The sequence below is a fragment of the Streptomyces sp. NPDC053427 genome, from assembly GCF_044544985.1.
Lineage (GTDB): Bacteria > Actinomycetota > Actinomycetes > Streptomycetales > Streptomycetaceae > Streptomyces.
Window position 1 is genome coordinate 274,837 of sequence record NZ_JBITYA010000005.1, and the last position, 19,863, is coordinate 294,699.

The 19,863-nt window shown below is 69.5% G+C and carries 18 protein-coding genes and 2 pseudogenes; 9 read left to right on the forward strand and 11 right to left on the reverse strand.

Annotation, left to right across the window (positions count from 1 at the left end; translation table 11 throughout):
* The first annotated feature begins 171 nt into the window (after window positions 1-171).
* The 4 genes from ACIGWZ_RS15945 (at window position 172) to ACIGWZ_RS15960 (ending at window position 6,166) form a co-directional block, all read left to right on the forward strand.
* A complete protein-coding gene (locus tag ACIGWZ_RS15945; protein ID WP_400065398.1) occupies window positions 172-1,140 on the forward strand; it encodes an alpha/beta hydrolase in 969 nt (322 codons plus the stop codon).
* A gap of 377 nt (window positions 1,141-1,517) precedes the next feature.
* Window positions 1,518-2,009 (forward strand): hypothetical protein, encoded by a 492-nt coding sequence (locus ACIGWZ_RS15950; protein ID WP_400064852.1) that lies wholly within the window; start codon window positions 1,518-1,520, stop codon window positions 2,007-2,009.
* A complete protein-coding gene (locus ACIGWZ_RS15955) occupies window positions 2,006-4,888 on the forward strand; it encodes a M48 family metalloprotease (RefSeq protein ID WP_400064854.1) in 2,883 nt (960 codons plus the stop codon). Before ACIGWZ_RS15950 ends, ACIGWZ_RS15955 begins: the two co-directional genes overlap by 4 nt.
* Window positions 4,889-5,008: 120 nt before the next feature.
* A complete protein-coding gene (locus ACIGWZ_RS15960) occupies window positions 5,009-6,166 on the forward strand; it encodes a hypothetical protein (RefSeq protein ID WP_400064856.1) in 1,158 nt (385 codons plus the stop codon).
* Between the two features lie 132 nt (window positions 6,167-6,298).
* Here ACIGWZ_RS15960 and ACIGWZ_RS15965 read toward each other — a convergent pair whose 3' ends face one another.
* The gene (locus ACIGWZ_RS15965) at window positions 6,299-7,225 is read right to left on the reverse strand and encodes an SDR family oxidoreductase (protein WP_400064858.1); all 927 of its coding nucleotides are present in this window, start codon (window positions 7,223-7,225) and stop codon (window positions 6,299-6,301) included.
* A gap of 341 nt (window positions 7,226-7,566) precedes the next feature.
* The gene (locus ACIGWZ_RS15970; protein WP_400064860.1) at window positions 7,567-7,986 is read right to left on the reverse strand and encodes a molybdopterin-binding protein; all 420 of its coding nucleotides are present in this window, start codon (window positions 7,984-7,986) and stop codon (window positions 7,567-7,569) included.
* Between the two features lie 347 nt (window positions 7,987-8,333).
* On the opposite strand from ACIGWZ_RS15970, the pseudogene ACIGWZ_RS15975 reads away from it, so the two are divergent.
* A pseudogene (locus ACIGWZ_RS15975) lies at window positions 8,334-8,629 on the forward strand (extracellular solute-binding protein); the annotation flags it as partial.
* Window positions 8,630-8,663: 34 nt separating this feature from the next.
* On the opposite strand, the gene ACIGWZ_RS15980 reads toward ACIGWZ_RS15975, so the two are convergent.
* The 3 genes and pseudogenes from ACIGWZ_RS15980 to ACIGWZ_RS15990 form a co-directional block, all read right to left on the reverse strand.
* The gene (locus tag ACIGWZ_RS15980) at window positions 8,664-9,242 is read right to left on the reverse strand and encodes a molybdopterin-dependent oxidoreductase (RefSeq protein ID WP_400064862.1); all 579 of its coding nucleotides are present in this window, start codon (window positions 9,240-9,242) and stop codon (window positions 8,664-8,666) included.
* A 697-nt stretch (window positions 9,243-9,939) separates the two neighbouring features.
* Window positions 9,940-10,203, reverse strand: a pseudogene (locus ACIGWZ_RS15985) (hypothetical protein); the annotation flags it as partial.
* A 58-nt stretch (window positions 10,204-10,261) separates the two neighbouring features.
* Window positions 10,262-10,756, reverse strand: a complete 495-nt coding sequence (locus ACIGWZ_RS15990) for a DUF4188 domain-containing protein (RefSeq protein ID WP_400064864.1) — start codon at window positions 10,754-10,756, stop codon at window positions 10,262-10,264.
* Window positions 10,757-10,834: 78 nt separating this feature from the next.
* Between ACIGWZ_RS15990 and ACIGWZ_RS15995 the strand changes: the two genes are divergently transcribed.
* Entirely contained in the window at window positions 10,835-11,470 is a 636-nt protein-coding gene (locus ACIGWZ_RS15995; RefSeq protein ID WP_400064866.1) for a MerR family transcriptional regulator, read from the forward strand.
* 185 nt (window positions 11,471-11,655) lie between these two features.
* Here ACIGWZ_RS15995 and ACIGWZ_RS16000 read toward each other — a convergent pair whose 3' ends face one another.
* Complete coding sequence (locus tag ACIGWZ_RS16000; protein WP_400064868.1) at window positions 11,656-12,297, reverse strand: histidine phosphatase family protein; 642 nt, start codon at window positions 12,295-12,297, stop codon at window positions 11,656-11,658.
* 120 nt (window positions 12,298-12,417) lie between these two features.
* Between ACIGWZ_RS16000 and ACIGWZ_RS16005 the strand changes: the two genes are divergently transcribed.
* Window positions 12,418-13,146 (forward strand): transporter substrate-binding domain-containing protein, encoded by a 729-nt coding sequence (locus ACIGWZ_RS16005; protein WP_400064870.1) that lies wholly within the window; start codon window positions 12,418-12,420, stop codon window positions 13,144-13,146.
* A gap of 133 nt (window positions 13,147-13,279) precedes the next feature.
* Here ACIGWZ_RS16005 and ACIGWZ_RS16010 read toward each other — a convergent pair whose 3' ends face one another.
* The 4 genes from ACIGWZ_RS16010 to ACIGWZ_RS16025 form a co-directional block, all read right to left on the reverse strand.
* Window positions 13,280-13,876 (reverse strand): 2'-5' RNA ligase family protein, encoded by a 597-nt coding sequence (locus ACIGWZ_RS16010; RefSeq protein ID WP_400064872.1) that lies wholly within the window; start codon window positions 13,874-13,876, stop codon window positions 13,280-13,282.
* Between the two features lie 160 nt (window positions 13,877-14,036).
* A complete protein-coding gene (locus ACIGWZ_RS16015) occupies window positions 14,037-14,567 on the reverse strand; it encodes a hypothetical protein (protein WP_400064874.1) in 531 nt (176 codons plus the stop codon).
* Window positions 14,568-14,613: 46 nt separating this feature from the next.
* A complete protein-coding gene (locus ACIGWZ_RS16020; RefSeq protein WP_400064876.1) occupies window positions 14,614-14,769 on the reverse strand; it encodes a hypothetical protein in 156 nt (51 codons plus the stop codon).
* 73 nt (window positions 14,770-14,842) lie between these two features.
* Window positions 14,843-16,480 carry an APC family permease gene (locus tag ACIGWZ_RS16025; protein WP_400064878.1) on the reverse strand — a complete coding sequence of 546 codons (1,638 nt, stop codon included), beginning with the start codon at window positions 16,478-16,480 and terminating at the stop codon, window positions 14,843-14,845.
* A 454-nt stretch (window positions 16,481-16,934) separates the two neighbouring features.
* Here ACIGWZ_RS16025 and ACIGWZ_RS16030 point away from each other — a divergent pair, with 454 nt between their 5' ends.
* Together ACIGWZ_RS16030 and ACIGWZ_RS16035 are read left to right on the forward strand one after the other, a co-directional pair.
* On the forward strand, window positions 16,935-17,096 hold the full coding sequence (locus ACIGWZ_RS16030) for a hypothetical protein (protein ID WP_400064880.1): 162 nt from the start codon (window positions 16,935-16,937) through the stop codon (window positions 17,094-17,096).
* 62 nt (window positions 17,097-17,158) lie between these two features.
* Complete coding sequence (locus tag ACIGWZ_RS16035) at window positions 17,159-18,040, forward strand: hypothetical protein (RefSeq protein ID WP_400064882.1); 882 nt, start codon at window positions 17,159-17,161, stop codon at window positions 18,038-18,040.
* A 209-nt stretch (window positions 18,041-18,249) separates the two neighbouring features.
* Here ACIGWZ_RS16035 and putP read toward each other — a convergent pair whose 3' ends face one another.
* Entirely contained in the window at window positions 18,250-19,752 is a 1,503-nt protein-coding gene (gene putP, locus ACIGWZ_RS16040) for a sodium/proline symporter PutP (protein WP_400064884.1), read from the reverse strand.
* Window positions 19,753-19,863 lie beyond the last annotated feature (111 nt).

The following is a 19,863-nucleotide window of genomic DNA, read 5'->3' on the forward strand; positions in this document are numbered from 1 at the left end:
GAATGCGTCCGCGGCGGATGAGCAACTAAAATGGACGTATATATGCCCATCGAGGGCTTGAGGAAGGGCGGAGGCTTCAACCGGCCGCCCCAGAGTCCGCGCGCACCCCGGCGCTCTTCAGCGCCCCGCACCCTGCCCATGCGCTTCTCGGATTTCCCACGGAGCATTCCCATGGTTGGTCAAACCGCCTCCATCATCCTCGAGCCCGAAGCACAGGAGCTCGCCGACGCGACCTCGCACCATCCGTTCCTGTACGAGCTGGATCCGATCGCAGCGCGCAGGGTCCTCGACGACCTTCAGGCAGCGCCGGTCGACAAGCTGCCGGTCGACGAGGAGTGGGTCACAGTTCCGGCGGCCGTGGGCGAGGTACGGGTACGCATCGTCAAGCCACAGGGCACCACCGGATCGGTGCCCGTCGTGTTGTACATGCACGGCGGTGGCTGGGTGCTGGGCAACGCCGATACTCACGACCGCCTGGTGCGCGAGTTGGCGGTCGGCGCCCGTGCGGCTGTGGCCTTCGTGGAGTACACGCCGTCGCCCGAGGCGCACTACCCCGTGGCCATCGAGCAGGGTTACGCCACCGCGCAGTGGATCGTCCGCGAGGGAGCGTCCAAGGGGTTGGATGCACAGCGCATGGCAGTGGCCGGGGAATCGGTCGGCGGGAACATGACCGCCGCACTCGCGCTCATGGCCAAGGAGCGCGGTGACGTCACGTTCCTACAGCAGTCGATGTATTACCCGGTCACAGATGCGGCGATGAACACCGGTTCCTACGAGCAGTTCGCCACCGGCTACTACCTGAGCCGCCAGCTGATGGAATGGTTCTGGGACGCTTACACGACCGACCCGAACCAACGCGCGGAAATCACCGCGTCTCCCAACCACGCCACCATCGAGCAACTATCCGGCCTGCCGCCCGCCCTGCTGATCGTCGATGAGGCCGACGTACTGCGCGACGAGGGCGAGGCGTACGCCGCCAAGCTCCGATCGGCCGGCGTTGCTGTGACGACGGTGCGCTACGACGGCACGGTCCACGACTTCATGATGCTCAACTCGCTGAGTCAGTCCAAAGCCGCCCGCGGAGCCATCGACCAGGCAACGGCTTTCCTGCGCAACGCGCTGGGAACCGCCCAGTCCTAGATATTGCGGGCGCGGACGCAGTCCGAAGTCACCGACGTGACCTGGCGCCTGTGCCGTGGAATGCACCACGAGAGCCGACACCTGTCATTCAGCCGAGCCGACAATCCGGTCCCGAGGCCGGGGCTCGGCACAGGAAATCCCAGACCGCAGCCTTCCGCAACACGCTGTGGACCGTGACGCCGGTCGCGCATGCGCCGCGGTCCTGAGTGGGGTCACTGAGCGGTACGAGAGGCTGCCCAGCGGCCGGGTCCAGGGCCAGGCCGTGTGGCGTGCGCCGACTGAATCGGGTCCGTCACCGTGTCCCCTCGGGGTATTCTCCGTTCCCCCTCTGGTGTTGCACTTTGATGAACTGGACTGCTACGTAAGGGGATTGCGCGGTGCCTTATGTTCGTGATCTGGTGCGCGAAGTAGTGGGAGAGCACGCGCCCCACGAGTTGCCGCTCGTCGACAGCCTGCGGACGTTGGGCGACGACCAGGTCGTCCGCACCCTCGCCGGGGGCGGACAGAAGCGGGAGCCGCTCGGGTTCGGCTATGCCGAAGTGTCCGCGCTGGTCACTCCGGTTGTCTGGCTCGTGCTCGATCAGGCGGCCCGCCGCACGGTCGACCGGGCCACGGAGGGCCTGTTGGCGCGTGGCCAAGCCGGCGTGCGCAGGCTGCTGCGCCGGGCGCCGGACGCTGCGAACCGTACGCTGATCGCGCTGGATCCCAGCGAATTGGCGCTGGTCAGAACGCACATCGTGGAACAGGCCACCGAGCGAGGCGCCGACCGCCGGGAAGCCGAGGCGCTGGCCGACGGCGTCGTCGCGCGGATCGCGACGTCGGCCGTGGCCGACGAGGATCGCCCCGAACCCCCCGGCACCGCCTCGTGAAGGCCCTCGCCGCGCTCCGGAGCACGACCGGAACCGGCCCGCGCTTCGCGCTGCTGATGGTCCTCGTCGTGGCGTCGAGCATCCCCACGCTCGACACGCTGCTCCAGGAGGTGCCGGCGCTCCTCGGCCTGCGCGACGGTCGAGCGGGCCTGCACGGCCCGTCAGGCTGCTTGTACGCCGCCGGATTCGACCCCGGCAGCAGCGATCTGGAGAACCTCGTGAGGGCCCTGGACCGGCCGGGCACCCTGCAGAAGTGCATCGGCGGCCACACGCTCGTCCCGTACCGCGGCGCCCTCGCCACCCTGGTGCTGCTCGCCCTCGCGGCCGGGCTGTACTGGTGGCTGCCGACGGCCCGCGAGCGGTGGCGCCGGATGGTGCCGCTCGAAACCGTCGACACCGACGGCACGCTGCGGGCCGAGCTCGCCGCACTGTGCGCCCGCACCGGCATCCGCGCGCGGTTGCGCTTCCGCGTCGCCCCGGCGCGGACGTCTCCCAGCGCCAGCGTCTACGGCCGCTCCGGGAGCTACACCGTCTCCCTGCACTCCGGTCTGCTCCCCCTGCTCGGCACCGACCCCGAAGGCTTCCGCGCCGTCGTCCTGCACGAACTCGCCCATGTGCACCACCGCGACGTGGACTACGCCTACGCCAGTACCGCCCTGTGGCGGGCCTATGTCCTGCTCGCCCTGATCCCGACCTTCGGCGTGACCGGCTGGGTCCTCGTCCTGGTGTTGTCCGGCACCAAGTCCCCGTGGTGGCCCGGCGCCGCGGCCATGCTGCTGGCCCCCGCGCTGGTCGGACTGCTGCTGGCCGGGCTGGTGCACCTCGCCCGGGCCGACCTGCTGCGGCGGCGCGAACTGTTCGCCGACCGCCGGGCAGTCATCTGGGGCGCGGACGCCACCAGTTGGCAGCGCCCCGACCCCGCCGGGCCCGTGGCACCGTGGCTGCGCCGGCTGACCGCGCTGCTCGGGACCCACCCGCGGTGGGAGGAGCGCCGACGCGCGCTCACCGACGTCGGCCGCCTCGACCGGGTCAGCCCCCTGGCGATGTTCCTCACCGGTATCTCGGCGGCACTCCTGTACCAGTCCCTGGTGACGCTTCCGGTCCTGTCCGACGGCCCGGGCTCCTCCTGGATCACGGTCGGCGCAGTGACCCCGGTGCTCTGCTTCGCCCTGGGACTGCCACTCGTACGGGCCTCGGGCACGACCGACGGAAACGGGCGGTCCGCCACCGTGGCGGGCCTCTGGCTCGGCTTCGGGCTGCTGCTGGGCGAGTTCGTCTCCAGCGGCCGGTACCGGATCGACTGGATGCTGCCCCGGCCCCAGTACCTGCTCGCGTTCCTGCTCATCGCGGCCGTGCCCGCGGTGTGGTGGTCCCAGTCTCTGCGCCTGGCACTCGCCCTGCCCCGGTGGGGGCAGCGCTGGGCGGCCGCGGTGTGCTGCGCGCTCGTCACCGCGACGGTGCTGTGGGCCGGGCTGCGGTGGTGGCATACGGGGGGCCAGGCCCTCTCACTGGGCGCCGCCGACCGGGGCGCGGAACTGGCCGCGTACTACGCCCGGACGATCCCGGGCGACTGGCACGGCTACGGCTCGGACCTCTCGGCCCTCACCACCGGCCTCGCCCTCCTCACCCCGCTGAGCAGCGAGATCCTGGTCGGGGCCGCCGCTCTTCTGATGTGGCTGCTACCGCCGGCCCTCGCACTGTTCCAGCGCACGGACCTGACGGCCACCGCGCTGCGGCTGCGCAGGACGCTCGGCGCCGGCCTCGCCGGGGCCCTGGTGGGCGGGGCCGGCCTGGTCCTGGCCCAACTCATGATGAACCAGTCGCGGCCGGCGACGACGAAGGGGCCGGCCGGCCCCATCGTCCTCGTCCACATGTGGTGGGTGACCGTGACGATCCTGGCGGCCTGCCTGCTGACGGCCGCCGTGGTGGCCGCCCGTGCGCGCCGGCACTGGCTGCTGCGGGCGCTGCTCGCCGCGCAGGTGGTCCAACTGCTCGCCTATGCCGAGGTGTTCCTTCTCTTCTCCGCCGACGGCTGCCTGGGGCCGCTGAACACCGCCTTCGACATGTGCCGGTGGCGTCCCCGCAACGGCCTGATCATCGACGGCACGGTCACCTCCCTGACACTCGTCAATGCCGTCCTCGGATCGGCCTGCGCGGCATTGGTGGGGGCAGGTCTGGCGTGGGCGGCGCGCCGGTTCCGCCGTCGGCCGACCGTGGGCAACGCCGCAGAACCGGCACCGGGCGCGGCCGTTCGCCCGCCCTCGGTGCTGCTGAAGGCGGGCACGCTCCTCACGCTTGCCGTACCGGCGGTGGTGCTGGCCGCCGTGACGTTCACCCAGGCAACCGCCCCCGACGACTCCCGTCTGTGGCAGGACGCGGCCGATTCGGTCAGGAAGCAACGCGGACCCGGCCCGCCCGCGCAGGCACCGCAGACCCGCGCCTGGCAGGCGGCGTCCTGGCTGAACGACGGCGGGACCCGGCATGCGCAGCAGATCAACGCCGCCTCGGTCGCCCTGGACTCCGAACTCCTCAAGGCCGCCGCGGGCAAGCGCAACGCGGACGGGAAGGTCACGTTGGATGAGAAAGCGTTCCACCGCCGCTGCCGCGCCCTGGGCCAGCGGGTCGAGGACGCCAGGGACTACTTCCCCGTCCCGGACCGGGACCTCCAAAAGAGCTGGTCCGCCGCGCTGAACCAGGTGCACCACGGGGCCCAGGACTGCCAGGAGGCAACCGTCCCGCCCAAGGGCGCCCCGCACCGGACCGACGCGGAGCGCGAGCGCCTCTTCACCGCATCCCTCAACGAGATCGTCAGCGGAATGCGCACCTTCGGCACCACGGTCCAGGACATCAAGAAGGCCGCCACTTCGCCGACCAAGTAGCTCCTCCGGTACGGGCCGCCGGACGGTCGGACCGGCGTGCCCGTCTTCGTGCGCATGGCGTGTGCCGGACAACCCCTGCGGTGCTCTTTCCCTCTTCCTCTGTGAGCGAGAGGGGATGCCATGAGGGCGAGCTGGCAGCGGGCGGCGGCCGTCGGCGTGTGCAGTGGAGTGCTGAGTTGCGGGGGCCTGGCGTGGCCGGCCGCGGCAGACGGGGACCCTCCGACGATCACCCAGGCGTTTGCGGGCCCACGCCCCGGTGAGGCCATCGGCATCGATCTGCTCAACTACGAAAGAAAGCCGGGCATGGACCTGGTGGCCGAATCGCCGGTCTTCGCGGCTCCGATCCGGATGGACGACCCTGCGGGGGACACCGGCGGGGAAGGCGTCAAGGCGCCCATCCCGGCGTGGGCCAAGCCTGGATCGTATCCGCTCGTCGTCAAGGCCCGAGGCAAGATCGTGGCCCGCGACACCATCGACGTCAATCCGCCGAAGCGTCCGTTCATCGAAGTGGGCGAAGGCGGTGCGAGGCGGCCGGGCATCAAGGCGAATCTGTTCTTCGACGACCTGTACCCCGGAGAGACCGGCGCTTCCTTCACGGCCCATTCCACGGCATTCACTTCGCCGGTCCGCCTCGCACACGACAAGGGCTGGAACAACACCCGCACTTTCCACGCCTTTGATGTGCCGCTGCGGCACACCTTGAAAGACGGGACGTACGCGGTGTGGGTGACCGATGCGAAGGGGAAACGGAAGGCCGAAACCCGCCTGGAGGTCCGCTCGGCCCGCCCGGGCGACGACGACTATCTGGGCAAAGCCAGTGGCCCCGCGTTCTTCGGGGAGGCGGGCTACGTACTCAAGGCCCGGCTCAAGGGTTTCACGATCGCGGCGGGCGGGGCGGTGTTCGTGAGGTGGCAGGACGCGTATCCGGACCCCGGGGAGGAGGAGCGGATGACTGCGACATCCCCGGCGTTCCAGGCCCCGGCCGAGCTGAAGGCCGATCTCCTCAAGGGCCATGAGGAGGATGCCCCGATCTTCTGGGGTCCGGCGCGGATCAAACCCGATCTGAAGCCGGGGTCGTATCCCGTCACCGTCATCAGCCACCGCGGGCGGGTGAAGAAGACCAGTTACCTCAACGTCACCCAGGCCCCCGCTCACGACGACGGTGAGCATGGACTGCCGATCGCCGTGTGGGCGGGTGCGGGCACCGGAACCCTCGCTCTGAGCGCCGCCGCCGTGGTGCCGATCGTCCGCAAGCGCAGGCGGACGCCCCACTCCTGACCGGACAGCCTTCAGGTCGCAAGCGCCATCTCGCGTCGACACCCTCGGCCTCCTGCCGGCCGTCCGGTACACCGACCTCTCCCGCTACCAGCGCGGTGCACCCCGGCTCCGTCCGAGGTGCCGCGCGTGTCCTCACGGGATGCGCCAGCTGTCCGGCCGTCTGCCGTCGATGTCGGTGAATCCGTATTCCCTCGCCATCTGCGCGGAGCTGACCGACCGCTGGTTCCATCGGTGCCGTTCGGGGTCCGCGGCCAAGGCGGCCGCCGCCCGGCCGACATAGCGTGGTGACTCCGACTCGGCGAAACCTGCCGGTGCGGTCGGCGAGCCGTCGTCCCGGTAGGGATTCAGTGCCTCGCGCCAGTTCTCCTCGCGGATACCGAAGTTGTCCAGCATCATCTCCGAACGAAGCCACCCGGGCGTGAGGGCGACCGCGGTGGCTCCGAACGGCTGCAGCTCATGCCCTTGCGAAAACGCCAGCCGGTTCACCGCGGTCTTGACCAGGTCGTAGAACACCGAGATCCGGTACGACGACGCATTGAATTCCGCTGTGCCGTCGGTCACTTCGACCAGCAGGCCGCCCGGCTCCTCGATCAGCAGGGGGAGGAAGTGGTGGGAGGTGATCAGATGGGTGTCGAGCCCCAGCCGGACGATGCGCAGGCCGTCATCGAGGCGGTGCTTCCAGATCGGCGTGTTCCAGTCCGCCGGCCCGCCTTTGAGGCGTTCCGCGCCCCAGATGTCGTTGATCAGGATGTCGATACGGCCGTGTTCGCCGCGAATGCGCTCGGCCAGGCGGTGAACCTGATCGGAATCGAGATGGTCGACCTGGCATGCGATTCCGGTGCCGCCGAGCCGGGTGACCAGCTCCGCCGTCTCCTCGATCGTCTCCGGTCGGTCGTAGTCGGACCCGCCCGGGCCCGTCACGCTGCTGCGCCCTGTGCAGATCACGGTCGCACCCGCTTCGCCCAGCGCGGCGGCGAAGCCACGTCCTGCGCCTCGCGTCGCTCCCGCTACGACAGCAACCTTCCCGCGCAACGCGTCAGGGTCCGGCAACCACACCATCTCTCGACTATGGCAGACCTCCCGCGAAGCGGTACGCGGCGCTGCGCGCGCGGTGCCCTTGTGTCACGACGAGCGCTCGGCACGTGAGCTGGGGGCCGGCGGCGTACGCGCCACCCTCGTCGACCGGGTGCCGCCGTCCCGCCGCCGGCGACCGGCGAGCACGACGACCGTCTGCCGTAGTGCTCGGCCAGGGCGCCGTCCTCGGTACGCCACTCGGCGCACTCCGACGTCGCCATCGTTCAGATCGTCCAGCTCGTCGACAAGGGGGGTGCCCTGTGGCAGCGGTACACCGGTCGCACCGTCCTGGCACCCCCTAGCCGTGCTGACGCATCACGCCGTGGTCAGGCGGCGGCGAGGGAGACCTCGGTCGACTTGATCAGCGCGACGACGGAGGAGCCGGCGGTCAGGCCGAGGTCGTCGACCGCGCCCTTGGTGATGGCGGCGGTCAGTTCGCCTCCCTCGACGGAGACCTTGACGGATCCCATGGCGTTACCGGTGGCGACGTCGGTGACGGTGCCCGCGATCTGGTTGCGGATGGAGAGGCCCTCGACGGGAGCGGTGGCGAGAGCGACCTCGGTGGACTTCACCAGGGCCTTGACGGCGGTCCCCTCGGCGAACCCGAGGTCCTTGAGGGCGTCGGTGGTGATGGCCGCGGTGATGTCCTGCCCACCGGCCAGCCGGACCTTCACGGTCGCCATGGCTTCGCCGGCCGTGACGGAGGTGACGATGCCGGGGAACTGGTTGCGGATGCTCAGACCCATGAAGAAACGCCTCACAAAAGTCGGGGATGGCAGGGCGATTTCTCGCCTGCGTTATTGCTGACGCTACGGGATGTTGAATGCGTCCATGGGTGAGTCCCTTGCATTTGCCAGCCGAATGGCTCTGTCCGGCTGGCATATCCGGACGTCCTGGAAGTTGCCCTGCGATCCACTCACTTCAGCCGCCTGACCAGGGGTTTTCGGCCTGCGTTCCGCGGACGAATCCGATACCCGGGCGGCCTGTCCGCATTGCAGATGTGGCATTTCCGGCCTCTCATTACCGCATATGCAAACTCCACGATCCGAAAGGCCGCGCGTTTACCGGGCGCGAGCCCGGACAGCCACCGCAAGACAAGCAAGGCATCGTCGTGAAGCCGGTTTCCCAGAGCCGAACGTCCGGGCTGCGCCGACCGAGGTCGAGCTGGGCGAGGCGGACGCGGCCCTCGTCTACAAGACCGACGCCGCCTCGGCGCCCGGCAAGGTCGGCGCCGTCGACATCCCGGACGACCGGAACGCCATCGCCTCCTACCCGGCCGCCACCCTCAAGGCGTCCAAGCACCCCGAAGCCGCCACCGCGTTCGTGAAAGGGCTCGCCACCCCAGAGGCGCAGAAGATCCTCACCCGCGCCGGCTTCCAGAAGGCGTAACCCACGGCCGTCACCGTTACTGTCACGCGGCGCACTACTCCTCCTGGTACGAGTAGCGCTGATTGGTCCAGGGGTCACCGACGTTGTGGAAGCCGCGCTCTTCCCAGAACCCACGGCGGTCGGCGGTCATGTACTCGATGCCGCGCAGCCACTTCGGGCCCTTGTACCCGTAGAGGTGCGGTACGACCAGGCGCAGCGGGAAGCCGTGCTCGGCGGTGAGCTGTTCTCCGTTGTGGTGGGTGGCCATCAGGGTCCGGGCGGACGTGAAGTCGCTGAGGCGGAGGTTGGCGCTGTATCCGTACTCGGCCCAGGCCATGACGTGCGTGACCTGCGGAGCCGGGGGAGCCAGCTCCAGGAGGGTGGTGCCGGCCACTCCGAAGAACTCGTGATCGGTCGAGGTCGGGCCGGACGCGCAGTGCAGGTCGGTCACGACCGTGATGCCGGGCAGAGCGGAGACCTCGTCGAGGGTCCAGCTGTATGTATCGCCCGTGGTGGTGGCGCCGAAGACCTGAAGGTTCCAGCGGTCGGGGTGGAACCTGGGAACGGGCCCGTAGTGGGCGACGGGCCAGCCTTTGGCGAGGCGCTGCCCTGGAGGGAGTGGTCCGGGTCCCACGGCGTTGTCGTCCTCTTCCGGTAGTCGACGGCACGATGGCAGTACACCCCCGACGTCAGATTGTGCCAGCAGCAACGGCCGTTCTCGGGCCGAAGCACCGAGGCAATCCGGTTGCCCGCTGCGCGTGGCGAACGCCTTCGGCGGCGGAGGCTGCTGACGGATGTACTCCAGGACCCTTGCCGCCATGCTGCCTGCCGGGACCACCGTGCCGGGCGCCGCTGGGTTCGCCGTGGCCCACTGAACGAGAAACCCGCCATCCGCTACGACGCATCCGCGCTCGTCGCAGCCTTCAACGCATCGCTGTGAACGGGCACTTGCACCTCAGACCCCATGGCCAGGTGCGGCCGTCGTCGGACACGACACCACCCGCGTCACCGCCCCGTACTTCATCCGCCAGTTCTTCGTGGGTCTCTCCCTCTACGACCTGAGTGCCCGGCTCACCCGGATGCGATGCTGCAGAAGCCAGGAGATTCATGTACGGAGGCATACCGATCCTCATCGCTCCGGGCCTCGGCGGGGCGACGGCACTCACGGCCCGGCGGCGCCCCGGCTTCGACGCTTTCGCCACCACGGTCGCGGGAACGACCCTACTGATGGCGGGAGTTTCACCGAGCAAGCTGCTGCCACGGAAGGCGGGCCACGGGTGCGCGCCTTCCTCTTCGGCGGGCTTCACCACCCGGCCTTGCCGGACAGGTCCTCAGCATTCGCGAATCTCGGCGGTCTTGCGCGGATCGTCCGCCAGAATGCGGGCCGCGAGCCGCCGTACCTGCTCCTCCACGATCTGCGCGAGGAGCCGGGCGACGGTGTCCACCGGCTCTTCCCAGCTACGGTCCGCCGCGGCCCGCGCGAGTTCGGCTTCGTACTGGGCGGCATCGAAGCGGATGTCCGCGGGCACGGCCGTGGTGTTGCTGGTGTTTTCCCAGCCGTCCCACATCACTCGATCACCCTCGCGGCGCATGGTCGGCCGGACGGACATCAGACGCCTGCCGCCCCGTGGCCGGAGCACTTTCCGACCGCTTCTAGGCGGCCCCGCTCGCCAGTCGCTGCGCCGCCCGCTCCCCGCGTCGGCCCACGGGCTCGGCTCCCCATGCCGCATCCAGACCGGCCGGCGGCATGTCGACGTAGATCGACTCGTACGAACCGGCCGGAACGATGTACGTCTCGTGCCAGATCCCCACGCCGCCCTTGCTGCTCCGCACGCGACGGTTGAACGCCGCCCACGCGGGGCGATGCTGTCCGCCCTGGTCGGAGGCGTAGGCGAGCAGCTTCTCGCGTGACTCCCAGTACTGCACGACGCCATGTGCGCGGGGTCCGCCGCCCAGCCTCCGCATGCCCAGCAGCCCGCTGTCGCCGTCCCGCGAGAGCTCCTTGAGCATGCGCGGCATCGCAGCCAGAGCCGGCAGCCAGTGGCGTACGGCCCGCCAGCGGTTGATCCGCATCCCGATGAGAAAGACGACCACGTCGCCCTCCGCGGCGGCCGTGACCCGTTCCCCGGATATCGGTGCAATGCCCATGAGATTCTCCGTCCCCTATTGGATAGCGTCGCTATCCTTGATTGGATAGTGCCACTGCCCAAGGAAAGGTGCAAGAGCATGCGGCTGGCGGAGCTGAGCGAGCGCAGCGGTGTGTCCACCGCCACGATCAAGTACTACCTGCGCGAAGGGCTGCTCCAGCCCGGGCGCCGGGTCTCCGCCACCCAGGCCGACTACGGGGAGGACCACCTGCGGCGGCTGCGCCTGGTGCGGGCGCTGATCCAGATCGGCGGGGTTCCGGTGGCCGCCGCGCGGGAGGTGATCGCTGCCGCGGAGGACGAGTCGCTGGACCATCACCTGCGGCTGGGCGCGGCGACCCGGGCGCTGCCCTGCGCCGAGGGGCCGGCCGAGGACGACCCGGCGGTGGAGACCGCCCGCCGCTCGGTGGAGGCGCTGCTGGAGCGGCTGGGCTGGTCCAACAACAGCAGCCCGGACACGCCCAACCCCGCCCGCCGACGGCTCACCGACGCGGTCGCCGCGCTCGTCCGGCTCGGCTACCCCTGCGACACCGAGCGATTGCTGCCGTACGGGCAGCTGGCAGCGCAACTGGCAGTCACCGACCTGGACATGATCGAGGAGCAGCCGACCCCGACCGGGCAGATCGAGGCGGCCGTCGCGCTCACGGTGCTGTACGAACCGGTGCTGCTGAGCCTGCGGCGCATGGCCCACGCGGAGGAGTCGGCCCGGCGGTTCTGAGGCGCCTCCGCCCCGTCCCCGACGGCCCCGCCGCCCTCGTCCGCCGCCTCAAGAAGCAGGAGGCGGATGCGGATGCGGATGCGGATGCGGACCGCTCCGTCGGGCTCCTCGATGGGGGCGACGGCGGCCGGGAGAGCGCTGCGGGCCACTGGGCACAGAGGCCGTCGAACCGGGCCGGATCGGGGTCAGTCGGCCGTGGTGGGGGCGAGATGGCGGCTGTCGCCGAGGCTGACGACTTGGCGGTTGTGGAAGTAGTCGTCCTCGCGCAGCGTGGTGATGCTGCCGGAGGGCGCCCGGAAACTGGCATAGCCGGCGGACTCGATCGGCATCTTGATCCAGGACGACACGACGAACGTCAAGGAGCCGCCGTGCGTCACGATGATCTGGTGCTCGCACGGGCTCTGCAGGATCTGGTCCATGGCCGCGTAGATGCGCCGCGCCCACTCGGCCTTGGTCTCGGCACCCTTCACGCCCTCGTCGTGATGCATCCGCTCCCCGAAAGCGGGCGGCGGGACGAACCGCCGGTCCAGCCACTCCTGCGGCCTTCCCCCCGCCTCGCCGTAGGACTTCTCCCGCAGCCTGCGATCCAGAATCGGTGTGATGCCGAACAGCTCGGCCACCTTCCCGGCCGTCTGCCGGGTGCGCTGCAGATCCGAGGAGAACAGCTCCACCTGGGCACCGTCCGGGACCTGGGTGCGCAGCGCCTGGGCAAGGGAGGCTGCCGCGCGGACGCCGGCGGGCGTGAGCTGCGAATCGTGCCATCCGCCGACGACTTCCTCGACGTGGTGTGTCGCCTCCGGATGAGTGACGACGTAAAGAATGCGCATGAGTGCGTTCCCTCCCTGTAGTAGGTAGCGGCCTGCCGGGTTGAGTCCGCTACGGGGGTGCCCTTCGCCTCTGCCAACGGCTCCCCGCAGCGGTTCGGCGGCCGTTCCTAGAATCGGCCCATGGAGATCACCGACCTCGCCGCGCCGGCCCGCGACCTCGCCCCCACCGGAGTGCTCCGCGCCTCCGTCAATCTCGGTAACCCCGTCCTCGCCCAGGGCACACCGGATGCGCCCCGCGGGGTCACCGTCGATCTCGCCGGTGAGATAGCCCGACGCCTCGGCATGCCTGTGGAGTTCCTCTGCTTCGACGCGGCCCGCACGTCCTACGAGGCCATGGTCGCCGGCCGCGCCGACCTGTGCTTCCTCGCCGTCGAACCGGCCCGTGAGGCGGAGATCGCGTTCACCGCCCCGTACGTGCACATCGAGGGGATGTACGCCGTCCCGGCCGAGTCCACGCTGCGGACGCCGAAAGACGTGGACCGCGCGGGCATCCGTATCGGGGTGAAGCAAGGATCCGCCTACGACCTGTACCTGACGCGCACCCTGCGCCACGCCACCGTAGTCCGGGGCCCGGAGGGGGTGGACGTCTTCCATGCCGAGAAGCTGGAGGCTGCGGCGGGAATCCGGCAGCCACTTACCGCACACCTCGCCGGACGGCCCGAACTGCGCCTGGTCGAGCCCGCGTTCATGACCATCCGACAGGCCGTCGGGACATCGAAGAAGCGGCGCCCGGAGACAGTGCGGTTCCTGAGCGAGACGGTGGCGCACCTGACGGCGTCCGGGTTCGTCGCTCAGGCGCTGAGCCGGTCCGGACAGAATCCGGCGCTGGCCGCCCCCACGGTGCGATGAACCCGAGGACGGTTCGCCCGCGAGTGGACGGGGCGGCCGGCTCCCGGGCGGGGGCCGGGTGAACAGGACGGCCGGCACGCCGGTCTTCGCTGCGTGCACGGCGCTCGTGCGCTGCCCCATCGGGCGCGCTCTCCTACTCCGGCAGTCGGCGGACCTCGCCCGTGCCCAGCGTGATCACGGCTTGGGGAAGCATGGGGCCCTCGCCACGCCGGGAGAGCAGGACCACGTCCTCGACCACAGCCGACAATGCGCCGAGCCGGCCGGCGCACTCGGCGGCCAGTGGCCGCGGATCGTGCGTGCGGCCGAGGGACAGATGCGGAGTGAAGCGATCGCCACGCCCGCGGCAGAGCGGGAACCGGAGCCCCAGCGCCCGGTGCAGACCGGCCCACGGTCCCAGGCCCGCCGCGGCCGGATCGAGCCACACCGTCGCGTAATGCCGGTGCCGGAAGTACCGGACGCCGGACAGGCGCGCCGTGAACGCCGCGCTCTCCGCCGCCGCGGCGGACAGCGGCGCCAGGGCCCGGTCGAACTCCTCCTCCGGGACGAAGCCGAACAGCAGATTCACATGCGGCGGCCACCGCCGCACCTGCGGATCGTGCTCCCAGCGGATCTCCTGAATCGCCGGCCAGAGCCCTCGCGGCGGCAGCCACGCCACCGCCGTCCGGGCCGTCGGCGCCACCTCGAGCACGTCCAACGGCTCGGCCCCACCGAACACCGGATTCCAGCCCACACCCCCATGGTCCGAGCCGCGCCCTAATCGCACGAGCCGGCGTGCCCCGCAGCGGCAGGCCGGGCCGGCCGTCCCGGTGGGTGACGCGGCGGCGTGCCTGCTGCCGTGAGAAGTCTCTGGCCTGGGGTCTTCCGCTCGCCAGAGACTGTGGCATCGCGCCCTAGCTGTGCACCCACCCCCGCAGCAGGCCCTCCCGCTCCGCCCCCCGCGGCGACGTCCCCTCCCACGCACGGCCCCACTCCGACATCGCCGCCAGCGTCGTCGCCATCGTCGCGGCGCCCTCCGTGAGGCGGGCCAGGAGGGCGCGGGAGAGGTCGACCTCGGTCTGGGGGTAGCCGACGGCCGCGGCTACGTAGGCCGCCAACTCGTGCTCGCCGTCGGCTGATTCCACGCGCACCGTCATCATCGGCGGGGCATCGCTCACCCGGCCCGGACCCACGGACAGAGCCAGGTTCATCACCGTGTCCAGGGCCAGGTCCTTGACCAGGCCGGCCTGCCGCTTCAGGGACTTCACGGGGACGTCCGCCACCGTCAGGGCGCTCAGGCCCTCCCACAGGTAAAGGCCGGACTGTCCGTCGCCGAGGGCCACCACGCCCTCGGGGGTCAGGCGCACCCCGGGAGCCAGACCGGACGGCTTCGCGCCTACGTACACGTCGCCCTCGGCGATCCAGAACAGGCCCACCATGGCCATGGGTTGCTCACTTCCCCCGACGACGGCGCCACCGTCGTGTCACTCATCAAACGATCAGGTCGTCCTCCGCAACGCGCGATGGATCCGGGAAGTTCCCGCTCCCCTGCGAGGAGGCGAACAGGCTGGTGATGCCGTGCCGGTAGAAGTCCCGGGTGCGGCGTTCGGGCGGCACGCCCTCGCGGCTCTCCCGCTTCCGGGGCAAGCGGCAGCCGTGAGTCCGGCCGGATGACCGGCCGGACTCACGACGTGCCCGGTGGCCGGGTCATGGTGCGGGGTCAGTGACCACCCTCGTCCACGACGGCGACCTCCTCGATGTTCTGCTCGATCGCTTCGGCCGAAACGGCGGTGGAGCGGGCCCAGTAGTAGATCACCAGGGAGAACGCCGTGACGATCACCATGTCCCACCACAGCGGGAGGTGGCCCTGGCCGCCGAAGCCGCCCTGCCAGGAGATGAGACCCATGCCGATCAGGTACACCGGAAGCCACTGCGCGGCCTTCCAGTCCAGTTGCGGAGCATTCGGCAGCCGCTTCTTCGTCGCGTACCAGGCGTAGCTGCCGAGGAGCACGTACCCGATGATGATCGCCCAGCCGAGCCGCTGGAGGGTGTCCCAGCCGGCCCAGTAGATGATCAGGCTCGCGACGATGAAGGACAGCGGCGAGATCACATTGCCGCCGGGCAGGCGGTACGGGCGCTCGTGCCGCGGCAGTCGGTCACGGAACACACCGAACGCGAGCGGCGCACCGGCGTACATCAGGACGCTCGCCGACGTGATGAAGGAGACCAGCTCCTGCCAACTCGGGAACGGGAGGAAGCAGATGACGCCGGTCACGAACGAGATGATCAGGCCGAACCACGGCACGCCGCGGGCGTCGGTCTTCTCGAAGAGTCGGGGTGCGTAACCGTTCTTGCTCAGACCGTACGAGATGCGCGAGGTCGAAGTGGTGTAGATCAAGCCGGTGCCACCGGGGGAAATGATCGCGTCCGCGTACAGGACCCAGCCGAGCCAGCCCAGGCCCACCAGCGTGGCCAGACCGGCCCACGGGCCGGAGATGCCGGCGTAGTCCAGCTTGGCCCAGCCGTGTGCGAAGGAGGCCAGCGGCAGCGCGCCGATGTAGACGACCTGGAGCAGAACGTAGATCACCGCGCCGATCAGGACCGAACCGATCGTGGCACGCGGCAGGTCGCGCTTGGGGTTGCGGCTCTCCCCCGCGAGCTGGATGGCCTGTTCGAAGCCGAGCAGCGCGAAGATGATGCCGCTGGTGCTGATGGCGCTGAGCACGCCCTTGGCACCGAACGGCGCGAAGCCGTGCGAGGTGAAGTTGTGCGGGTGGAAGTTGGTCGCGGCGATGACGAAGATCGCCCCGAGGGGTACGGCGATCTTCCACCAGGTCGCGGCGCTGTTGGTGTGCGCCAGTACCTTCACGCCGAGGAAGTTCACCGCGACAAAGATCGCCATCAGGACGACCGCGACGATGAAGCCGCTCGTCGTGAGGGTCCCGTTCAGATTCTGCAATCCCTGGGCCCACGACCAGTGACCGGCGTAGCCGATCATGGCCTCGACCTCGATCGGGGCCACCGTCGCGGCCTGGAGCCAGGAGAACCAGCCGAATGACATGCCTGCCAGGCCACCGAAGGCGTAGTGCGGATACCGCGCCGTACCACCGGCTACCGGGAAGAGGCCACCGAGCTCGGCGTGCACCAGTGCCAGGAGGACGATCGCGATCGCGCCGATGCCCCAGGAGATGACCGCGGCGGGGCCCGCCACCACAACGGCCTTCTGGGCTCCGTACAGCCAACCGGATCCGATGATGGAGCCGACCGAGGCCCACATCAGACCGATCAGTCCCACATCCCTGCGGAGGGAACCGGATGTGCGCGTCCCCGGGGGAGCGAGCTCGTCAACGCTTGCCATAGGAGGCCTTTCAAGACAGAACTGGCCGAAAATTTGCCTCAGGCTAGGCAGCATCGGCGGCCTTGCAAAGAGCAGTCGACTGAATACTTCTATTCCTTGGGGAATTCATTACCTAAGCTTCAGTCCGTCACTCTGGACAATTCGCCGAATGTGAGCAGGCGAGCCAAATGGATGTACCGAGCAGCGGACGGTGACCGTCCGACCACCCATCCGCCCGTCATGGCGCATGTTTATTGGGGGAAATTTGAACTTTCCGCAGCGAGGAATTTTCATTCCGAAGAGAGTTCCTCTCCGGCCGCCGACCAGGCACATCGCCACTGGACCTGTTCTCGAAATCATCGTGGGCAGCGGCTTTTATGCCACCAACAGACCGTGGACAGCACGGGGTTGGCGCGCGAGGGAATGCAAAGCGAATCCTCGCGCGAGGACAAGACGCCACCCCTTACATGATCGAATGGTGAGGGGAGCCGCCAAGCGGGCGTCGGCCGCTTGGAAGTGCACGAACCTGATCGCGAAGAACTCGTTCCGCAGCGTCATTGACGTGGACACCGTCGGTTACCCTGACGATGATCACAAGAAGATCACCTCGCCGCAGACTCCGTACTGCGGCATGTGATCAAAAGCTGACTGCGGCGCTGGAAGGCGCCCCTCCAGCGCCGCCTGTGTTTGGGAGTGCCTGTGTTTCCCCCCACCGTCATCGTTGGTTTGCATGGAATCCTCCGGCCCCATCCGTGGTTCGACCGGATAGTGGAGCGGGACCCCGAGGGTTCCGTTGAGGAAGATCTTCTGGGTCTTGCGATCGATCGGGCCGGTTCCTATGGCTGGCAGACCCTGAGCAGCTGGCTGACCGAAGGCGGAAAGGTCACGGCTCGCCACGAGCCCACCGCATGGGCTCATGAGGAGGTCGGCGGTAGTTGGGCACCGGACGGAAGGGTCCACCAACTGGCCTGGCTGCAGGCTGGGTTGCTCACCGATCCGCCGCGTCCCGGTCTTCCCGTCCGGCCGATCGCGCTGGTGTTGTCCGAGGCGTTGGCTCGCGTGGGCGAAGTGACCTTCACCGGCCTGCACGCCCTGCTGCCGTTGCAGGCGGCCGCGCGCAACACGGCTTTCCATCAGACCGAGTTGGCGTCGTGGTTCGGCCTGGCGGATCCGGATGCCCGGCACGAGGTGGTGGTGACCGTCTCCTGCCGTCCCGAGAAGGGCGGGAAGAGCGGGAAGGGCAGGATGCGCGGGAAGGGCGACGGCGATGCGGTGGCCTTGTGCGAGGCGATACGGGAGAGGGCGCAGGGAGCGGTGGATGTCTCCGTGTCGGCAACGGAATGCGGCCTGCCGGGATTGGAGCTCGATCTCGGCCGCGTGGTGCATGCCGAGGGGATGCGTGAGGTGATCCGCTTGGGCTGCCGTACGCGGGAGTGGTCGCCGGACATTGCGGTGTGGCTGCTGGAGATGATCGCAGAGGGTTTGCGCGGGATGGGGCGGTCGGTGCCGGTGGTGGTGACGGCCTCGCTGATATCGCCTCCGTCAGGTGACGGCCTCGCGAATATCGCCTCGGTCAAGTGAGGTGTGTGATGCCGGTGTTGGCGCCGCACAGCATCATGGCGACGGTTTCGCCGGGGGCCGGGGTGTAGGCGCCTGAGGTCGCGGATCCCGGGACCGGGCATGCCGAGCTTGCCCGATACATGACGCGGGCGGGTGACGTCGACGGGATTTCCGGGGCGTACGTGACGCGGAGTGGACGGCGCTTCGCAGGGGACGGGCTCGGTGCGGCCTCAGCCGACCGGCGCCGTAGCGGCGTTCTTCTTGTCCAGGGGGCCGGACCAGACGCGTCGCGGAGGACTGCCGACGAACCGTCCGAAGAACAGCGCCGCCGCCGTCGCCGCGAGCACCCCCGGCACCATCTCGTAGATGCCCGACCGGAGCGGCCCGAGGAGCGGGTCGATGTGCTTCCATGCGATGACGGTGACCGCGCCCGTCACGATGCCGGCCATCGCCCCGGCCCGGGTCATCCGCGGCCAGTACAGCGACAGAAGGATCACCGGGCCGAAGGCCGCACCGAAACCCGCCCAGGCGTACGCGACGATGTCCAGGACAGCGCCGCCGCTGAGCGCGATGACGTACGCCACCAGCGCAACCGCCACCACCGTCACACGCCCCGCCAGCACCATCGACGCATCCGAGGCCTGCCGCTTGACGAACGCCCGGTAGAAGTCCTCGGTGAGAGCCATCGCCGAGACCAGCAGCTGGCTGTCCGCGGTGGACTTGATCGCAGCCAGTACGCCGACCAACAGGATGCTCGCGACCCACGGATTGGCCAACTGGGCGCTGAGCGCGATGAAGACGGTCTCCGGGTTGTCCAGCGGATGGTCCAGCACCGCGATCCCGACCAGCCCCACGAGCGACACGCCCGCCAGGCAGGCCACCACCCAGGCCACGCCGATCCGGCGAGCCATGGGGATCTCGCGCGTGCTGCGGATGCTCATGAAACGGACCAGGATGTGGGGCTGGCCGAAATAGCCCAGCCCCCAGGCGAGCAGGGATATCACCGCCACCGCGCCGAGCGACTGCCCTGCCCCCCACCGGTCACCGACGAATTCGGCCCGGTCCCCCATGCCCAACAGGGCGGGACTCTTGTGGTCGAGCGCTCCCTTCAGCGCACCGAACCCGCCCAGCGCCACGACACCGATCACGGGGAGCGCCACCGCCGCGATGAACATCAGCGTGGCCTGTACCGAGTGCGTCACGCTCACCGCCCGGAAGCCGCCCAGAACGGTGTAGACGACGATCACGACGGCGAAGACGGTGAGCGCGAATTCGAAGCCGCCACCGAATATCCCCTCGAACAACACGCCCCCGGCCAGGAGTCCGCTGGCCACGTAGACGGTGAAGAACACCACGGTGACGGTGGCCGAGACCAGGCGCAGCATCCTGCTGCCGTCCTCGAACCGCTCCTCCAGATATGCCGACAGCGTCGTGGCGTCGCCGGCCCGCTCGGTGTACGTACGCAACCGCGGCGCGACCAGCCGCCAGTTGAGATACGTGCCGACGGCCAGGCCGACGGCTATCCACGTGGCGCCGATCCCGGCCGCGTACACGGCCCCGGGCAGTCCCAGGAACAGCCAGCCGGACATATCGCTCGCCCCTGCGGACAGGGCCGCCACCGGCGCACTCAACCGGCGCCCACCCAGGGCGAAGTCGGCGAACGTCAGGTTCTCCTGGTACGTCCAGATACCCACAGCCACCATGGCAAGCAGGAATGTCCCGAATGTGATCATTACCGGTACGATCAGGAGTGTCACCACTGCTCCCTCGGTGCAGGCACGGGCCAGGTACTACCGGGCACCTGGGGGAAGAGCCCACGAGGAGACCCCTGGGCGAGAAGGCTC